The 304-nt window shown below is 52.3% G+C and carries 1 protein-coding gene; it reads right to left on the bottom strand.

The genetic code is table 11. The features are described from left to right. A partial coding sequence (locus ACNKXV_RS14100) for an alcohol dehydrogenase catalytic domain-containing protein (RefSeq protein WP_417908348.1) occupies positions 1 to 304 on the bottom strand: 304 nt, incomplete at both ends.

Below are 304 nucleotides of genomic sequence, written 5' to 3'. Positions count from 1 at the left end.
ATTCCCTACCAAAGAATTGAAAGCCACACAGCAAGGCTCGGTCAGGCAGGCTTCTTCGAAAGACAAATTCTCCGGTACATGATGCAGACATCTCGCCGGTACTCGAACAAATCGGGTCATGGCCCCATTGACTCCGTAGCCGAAGCCTTTGCGCGTAGGATCAAGGTTGTAAAGTCCGACTTTGCTCATGGGATTGAGTGAATCGATCACGGCCGCGGTCTCCGATACGACCCGATCGCCGACTTTCCAGCCAGAAACTCGAGAACCTAAGGCTGCGATTTTTCCTCCAAACTCATGTCCCAAG

The sequence above is a fragment of the Christiangramia aquimixticola genome (assembly GCF_048285835.1).
Classification (GTDB): Bacteria; Bacteroidota; Bacteroidia; order Flavobacteriales; family Flavobacteriaceae; genus Christiangramia; species Christiangramia aquimixticola.
Note: the sequence above shows the minus strand (reverse complement) of the source record. Positions and strands in the feature narration are given on the sequence as shown.